The sequence below is a fragment of the Pseudomonas sp. GM24 genome (assembly GCF_000282235.1).
GTDB lineage: Bacteria > Pseudomonadota > Gammaproteobacteria > Pseudomonadales > Pseudomonadaceae > Aquipseudomonas.
The window spans coordinates 1-6,179 of the sequence record NZ_AKJR01000394.1; the positions used below are offsets into that span (position 1 = coordinate 1).

Annotated in this window: 6 protein-coding genes; 4 read left to right on the plus strand and 2 right to left on the minus strand. The window is 59.6% G+C overall.

The window, feature by feature from the left end:
* Positions 1-19 precede the first annotated feature (19 nt).
* Entirely contained in the window at positions 20-460 is a 441-nt protein-coding gene (gene lysM, locus PMI23_RS28915) for a peptidoglycan-binding protein LysM (protein ID WP_007909089.1), read from the minus strand.
* A 139-nt stretch (positions 461-599) separates the two neighbouring features.
* On the opposite strand from lysM, the gene PMI23_RS28920 reads away from it, so the two are divergent.
* The 4 genes from PMI23_RS28920 to PMI23_RS28935 all read left to right on the plus strand — a co-directional run bounded on the left by PMI23_RS28920 (position 600) and on the right by PMI23_RS28935 (position 5,537).
* Positions 600-1,487: a LysR family transcriptional regulator gene (locus tag PMI23_RS28920; protein ID WP_007909077.1), complete on the plus strand. Its 888-nt coding sequence runs from the start codon at positions 600-602 to the stop codon at positions 1,485-1,487.
* Between the two features lie 92 nt (positions 1,488-1,579).
* A complete protein-coding gene (gene fdhD / locus PMI23_RS28925; RefSeq protein WP_007909076.1) occupies positions 1,580-2,419 on the plus strand; it encodes a formate dehydrogenase accessory sulfurtransferase FdhD in 840 nt (279 codons plus the stop codon).
* The gene (locus PMI23_RS28930) at positions 2,416-4,764 is read left to right on the plus strand and encodes an FdhF/YdeP family oxidoreductase (RefSeq protein ID WP_007909075.1); all 2,349 of its coding nucleotides are present in this window, start codon (positions 2,416-2,418) and stop codon (positions 4,762-4,764) included. Before fdhD ends, PMI23_RS28930 begins: the two co-directional genes overlap by 4 nt.
* 290 nt (positions 4,765-5,054) lie before the next feature.
* Entirely contained in the window at positions 5,055-5,537 is a 483-nt protein-coding gene (locus PMI23_RS28935; RefSeq protein WP_007909074.1) for a glycine zipper domain-containing protein, read from the plus strand.
* A 55-nt stretch (positions 5,538-5,592) separates the two neighbouring features.
* On the opposite strand, the gene PMI23_RS28940 is transcribed toward PMI23_RS28935, so the two are convergent.
* Complete coding sequence (locus PMI23_RS28940; RefSeq protein ID WP_007909073.1) at positions 5,593-6,018, minus strand: acyl-CoA thioesterase; 426 nt, start codon at positions 6,016-6,018, stop codon at positions 5,593-5,595.
* Positions 6,019-6,179: the final 161 nt, after the last annotated feature.

Consider the following 6,179-nt stretch of genomic DNA (forward strand, 5'->3'; position numbering starts at 1 on the left):
CTCCTACAGGAGTGTTGTGTTACTCAGGAATACGCAGTGTCTGCCCCGGATAGATCTTGTCCGGATGAGACAGCAGCGGCTTGTTGGCCTCGAAGATCTTGTTGTACTGGTTGGCATTGCCATACACGGCGAGGGAAATCGCGCTGAGGGTGTCGCCTTTTTTCACCACGACAAACTTTGCTGCAGCCACCACCGGGCCGGTCACGGTGATCTGATCATCCACGCTGCCAACTCCGGCAATATTGCCCACCGCCAGCAAAATCTTCTCTTTCTCTTCCTGACTCGCGACTTCACCGGTGACGGTCACTTTGTCGCCATCCACCGTTGCCTGCACATTCGGATTGCCCAAGCCGACCTTGCTGATGTGTTCCTTCAACTGCTCACTGGCATTGGCGTTACCCGGGGTCAGCAGATCGATCAGCTTCTCACCGGCTTCTTTTACAAAACTTAAAAGACTCATCGTGGTTCTCTCCATGGAATAAAAGGATCAGTCGTCCAAGCCTAGACCACCGCGGACAAACCCGGTTCCAAGCCGACCAATGACCCTGCCACCGCGCAAGCGGTAGAATCCCCCACCCCTGCCAGCGCCCGGAGCGAAGATGGACATCAAGCAGCTGAAATTCCTCATCGCCCTCGACGAAACCCGCCACTTCGGCCAGGCCGCCGCGCGTTGCCATATCACCCAGCCAACGCTGTCAATGCGCCTGCGCAGTCTTGAAGAAGAACTCGACCTGCCACTGGTCAACCGTGGCCAGCGTTTCGAAGGTTTCACCGCGCCGGGCGAGCGCGTGCTGGCGTGGGCACGCTCGGTGATGGCGGCGTATGACGGTTTGCACGCGGAAGCGGCGGCGTGTCGCGGCAATCTGATCGGCACGCTGAGGCTGGGCGTGGTGCCGCTGTCGAGTTTCGATCCGCTGCCGTTGATGCAACGCCTGCACAGCGCCCACCCGAATTTGCGCTTTGAAATGTCGGCGCTGAGTTCCGAGCAGATCCTCGAGCATTTGGCGAATAACCGCATTGATCTCGGCGTGTCCTATCTGGATCGTCTGGATAACGAGCGCTTCGAATCCCTGGCCTTCAGTGAAACGCGCATGGGCCTGCTTTACGATCAGCGCTCATTCACATTTGGCGACGCCGCGTTGAGTTGGCAGTCGCTGATCGAACTGCCGTTGGGCATGCTCACCAGCGGCATGCATTTTCGCCAGTCCATCGACCACAACTTCCACAGCCGCGGCCTGACTCCACAACCGTTGCTACAAACCGATGCCGTGCATCAATTGTTACAAGCCGTGCACGGCGGTTTTTGCTGCGCGATCATGCCGCTGGACGGCGGCCTGGAAAAACTCACCGATCACCTGCGCCTGCAACCGATCGAAGACGCCCAGACCCTCGCCCCGCTGGGCCTGATCATGCGTCGCGGCGCCCCACGTTCCGCGCTGGCGGAAGCCTGTTTCGCGCTGTATCGGGAATCACCAACAGCCTCTTGATCGACGGCATCTATCGATAGATCGACACTAGCGATTAGACGCGACAACTTGCCGCGCCTAGTCTTAACGTTGATCAAACCGTCGGTGATGCCATGAACGCCAAGCGCCCAGCCTGCGCGGCGCCTGCACTCGAAACGCCCGCGCCAGCCGCCAGCCAGACCTACAGTTACAGCGATTTACCCCGTGAGGAATCGGCCAGCACCGCGCTGGCCGAGGAAGTCGCGTTGGCGATCGCCTACAACGGCATCAGCCAGGCGGTGATGTTGGTGACGCCGACCGACCTTGAAGACTTCATCGTCGGTTTCAGCCTCGGCAGCGGCATCATCATCGACGCTACTGACATTTATGACCTGCAACTGACCGGCGCCGGCTCCGCGCAATATGCGCAAGTAACCATCGCCAATCGCGCGTTCTGGAACCTCAAGCAACAACGTCGACAAATGGCCGGCACCAGCGGTTGCGGATTGTGCGGCGTTGAAGCGGTCGAGCAAGCACTGCCCGATCTGAAGGTGTTGCCGGGTGCGCCGTTGCCGCCGATTGAATGGCTCGACGGTTTGCGTCAGCGCATCAGTGCATTTCAACCTTTGGGCCAATACTGCGGTGCGGTGCACGCGGCGGTATTCATGAACGCCAGCGGCGAATTGCTACTCGGCCGCGAAGACATCGGCCGGCATAACGCCCTCGACAAGCTGATCGGCGGACTGATCCGCCAGAAGATATCCACAGAAGGCGGCCTAGCGATTGTGACCAGCCGTTGCAGCCTCGAATTGATCCAGAAAGTCTTGCGTGCCGGCATCCAGACGCTGGTCAGCCTGTCCGCGCCCACGGGCCTTGCCGTGCAATGGGCCCGTCGACACAACCTCAATCTCATCCACCTGCCGCAGAAAAGTGCGCCGCGGGTGTACAGCCCCGCGATGGAGAATCAAGCGTGAGCCAACATCATCAAGCCGACCAGAAACCTGTCCCGCGCTATAAGCCTTACAAAGGTGCCGCCGGCGGCTGGGGTGCCCTGATCAGTGTGGCTCAGGCCTGGTTGACCAGCGACAACGCGCTGAAGAACCTGCGCATGATGCTCAAGACCAACCAGAACGGCGGCTTCGACTGCCCGGGTTGCGCGTGGGGCGATTCGCCGGAAAGCGGCATGGTCAAGTTCTGCGAGAACGGCGCCAAAGCGGTGAACTGGGAAGCAACCAAGCGCCGCGTGGACGCCAAGTTCTTCGCCAAGCACAGCGTCACTTCGTTGCTGGAGCAGAGCGACTACTGGCTCGAGTATCAGGGACGCCTGACCGAGCCGATGGTGTATGACGCCGAAACCGATCGCTACAAGCCGATCAGTTGGGACGACGCCTACACCCTGATCGCCAAACACCTGCAAAGCCTGCCGAGTCCGGACCTGGCCGAGTTCTACACCTCGGGTCGTGCCAGCAACGAGGCGGCTTACCTGTATCAACTGTTCGTGCGCGCCTACGGCACCAACAATTTCCCTGACTGCTCGAACATGTGCCACGAGGCCAGCGGTGTGGCGTTGGCGCAAAGTGTCGGCGTCGGCAAAGGCACCGTGACCTTCGACGATTTCGAACACGCCGATGCGATTTTCGTCTGGGGCCAGAACCCGGGCACTAACCACCCACGCATGCTCGAACCGTTGCGTGAAGCGGTGAAACGCGGCGCGCAAGTGGTGTGCATCAACCCATTGAAAGAGCGTGGCCTGGAACGCTTTCAGCACCCGCAACACCCGATCGAAATGCTCACCAACGGTGACAAGCCGACCAACACCGCGTATTTCCGCCCGGCACTTGGCGGTGACATGGCGCTGCTGCGCGGCATGGCCAAGTTTCTCCTGCAGTGGGAGCGCGATGCGCAGAAGGCTGGCGAACCTGCCGTGTTCGATCACGATTTCCTCAACGCCCACAGCGCTAACGTGCTGGAGTATCTCGGCGTGGTCGATGACACGCCGTGGGAACAGATCGTCGAACAATCCGGCCTGACCCTCGTCGAAATCGAGCAAGCGGCGCGCATGTACGCCAAAGGCAAGAACGTCATCATGTGCTGGGCGATGGGCATCACCCAGCATCGCCATTCAGTACCGACCATCCAGGAAATCGCCAACCTGATGCTGCTGCGCGGCAACATCGGTAAACCCGGTGCTGGTCTGTGTCCGGTGCGCGGCCACAGTAACGTGCAGGGCGACCGCACGATGGGCATCAACGAGCGTCCGCCAGTGGCGTTCCTTGATTCGCTGGAACGACGCTTCCAGTTCAAGGTGCCGCGTCATAACGGCCACAACGTGGTCGAGGCAATCCATGCGATGGCCGAGGGACGCGCCAAAGTCTTTATCGGTCTGGGCGGCAACTTCGCCCAAGCCACGCCGGACAGCCCGCGTACCTTCGCCGCACTGAGCAATTGCGACCTGACCGTGCAGATCAGCACCAAACTCAACCGCAGCCATCTGGCTCACGGTAAAGACGCGCTGATCCTGCCGTGCCTCGGCCGGACCGACATCGATATCCAGACCGAAGGCCCGCAAGCGGTCACCGTGGAAGACTCCTTCAGCATGGTTCACGCCTCCAACGGGCAGTTGCAACCGCTGTCGAACCAGATGCGCTCGGAGCCGTCGATCATTGCCGGCATCGCTGCCGCCACACTGGGTAGCAAACCGGTCGACTGGAACTGGCTGGTGGCCGATTACGGGCGCATCCGCGAACTGATCGCCGACACCATTCCCAATTTCAAAGAGTTCAACGAGAAGATCAAAAACCCAGGCGGCTTCTACCTCGGCAACAGCGCTGGCGCGCGCAAGTGGAACACACCGTCGGGCCGAGCTAACTTCCGCGCGAACATGCTGCCCAAAGATCTGGTACACGAACGCACCCGCGCCACCGGGCAGTTGCCGGACCTGATCTTGCAATCGATGCGTTCCCACGATCAGTACAACACCACGATTTATGGTCTCGACGACCGTTATCGCGGAGTGAAGGGCCAGCGTGATGTGCTGTTTGCCAACGAGGCCGACATCATTCGTCTGGGCTTCCGTCCGGGGCAAAAGGCCGACATCGTGTCGCTGTGGGACGATGGTCGTGAGCGTCGGGTGAAGGGCTTCACCTTGCTGGCGTTTGATATTCCGGCCGGGCAAGCGGCGGCTTATTACCCGGAAGTGAATCCGCTGGTGCCATTGGAGAGCACCGGGGATGGCAGCCATACGCCGACGTCTAAGTTCATTGCGATTCGATTGGAATCAGCGAGTGAGACTGGGTTGATCATGGCCAAATCTGCTTAATTCAAAATCAAAAGATCGCAGCCTTCGGCAGCTCCTACACCGGTTCCTGTAGGAGCTGCCGAAGGCTGCGATCTTTTCGCTTCTGCTTTTCAAACGCCCACAAAAAAGGCCGCTTTTTCACAAAAGCGGCCTGTCCGAAGTAGCTAAAGACCGGCGAAAAATGCTTAAGTTCCGCTGATAAAACAGCAACTTGCAAAATTGTATACAAGTCGTGTTATTCGTCGGATTTCGATTGTCACGCTTGTTACACAGCCTCAGGATCGGCGCCGTCATCCCTTTGAGGCTCCTCTATGAAGTTCTCCTCGATTCTCTTGTTGTCCCTTGGCCTGGTCAGTGGCTTTGCGTCTGCTGGCGGCACCACCGAAGCAGGTGTGGGCGGCGCATTGGGCGGGGTTCTTGGCTCGGTCGTCGGTCAGTCGTTAGGCGGCAATACAGGTTCCACCATCGGCGCAGCCTTGGGCGGTGCGGGTGGTAGCGCGGTCGGCGCCGACAAACGCAGCCGTGGCGAAGCCGCCATCGGTGGTGCGCTGGGCGCAGCCGGCGGTAACGTAGTCGGCCGCAGCATGGGCGGCACCACCGGCAGCCTGATCGGCTCCGCAGCAGGTGGCGGCGCCGGTGGCGCGCTGGGTAACTACATGGGCAACAAAAGCGATGACGATGATCGTCGTTACGACCGTCGTCATGATGATCGTCGCTACTACCGCGACGGCCACCCAGGTCGCGGCCATGCCTACGGCCACCGCAAGCATCACAAGTACTATCGTCACCGTTAAGGCGAATGCTTGAAGAAAAATCGCGGCCCGAGGGCTGCGATTTTTTTTGCCTTTTTTAAACCACAAGGTATTCCAGTGCCTGCCGCAGCTTGGCGGGAATCGGCACTGGCTGGTTACTCGCCCGATCGACGAATACATGAACGAAGCGCCCGGCCGCGCAGGCCTCGCTATCGCCGACCTTGAACACCGCCAACTCGTATTGCACCGAACTGTTGCCCAATTTTCCGACCCGCAGACCGACCTCGATCAGATCAGGAAAGGCAATCGAGGCGAAGTAATCACACGCCGAACTGACCACAAACCCCACCACCTCGCCATCATGGATATCCAGACCACCGACCTGTATCAGGTAAGTGTTCACCGCCGTGTCGAAGAAGCTGTAGTAGGTGACGTTGTTGACGTGACCGTAGGCGTCGTTGTCGTGCCAGCGTGTGGTGATGGGCTGGAAGTGTGGGTAGTCGGTGCGCTGAGGGGTGGACATGGTTGTGCTGGCTCTCTTGTTTTTTCAGTGAGGCTGCTTGCCCTCACCCTAGCCCTCTCCCAGAGGTAGAGGGGACTGACCGAGGTGTTCTCTCGAAATACACCGACCTGAACTGTCGAGTCGAACGCGAAAGGCACAGAGATCGGCTCCCTTTCCCCCTC

What these genes read in the sequence shown, in the direction of transcription:
- fdhD (WP_007909076.1), top strand. Translation starts at nt 1,580, where the DNA reads ATGAACGCCAAGCGCCCAGCCTGCGCGGCGCCTGCACTCGAAACGCCC.
- PMI23_RS28940 (WP_007909073.1), bottom strand. Translation starts at nt 6,018, where the DNA reads ATGTCCACCCCTCAGCGCACCGACTACCCACACTTCCAGCCCATCACC.
- PMI23_RS28920 (WP_007909077.1), top strand. Translation starts at nt 600, where the DNA reads ATGGACATCAAGCAGCTGAAATTCCTCATCGCCCTCGACGAAACCCGC.
- lysM (WP_007909089.1), bottom strand. Translation starts at nt 460, where the DNA reads ATGAGTCTTTTAAGTTTTGTAAAAGAAGCCGGTGAGAAGCTGATCGAT.
- PMI23_RS28935 (WP_007909074.1), top strand. Translation starts at nt 5,055, where the DNA reads ATGAAGTTCTCCTCGATTCTCTTGTTGTCCCTTGGCCTGGTCAGTGGC.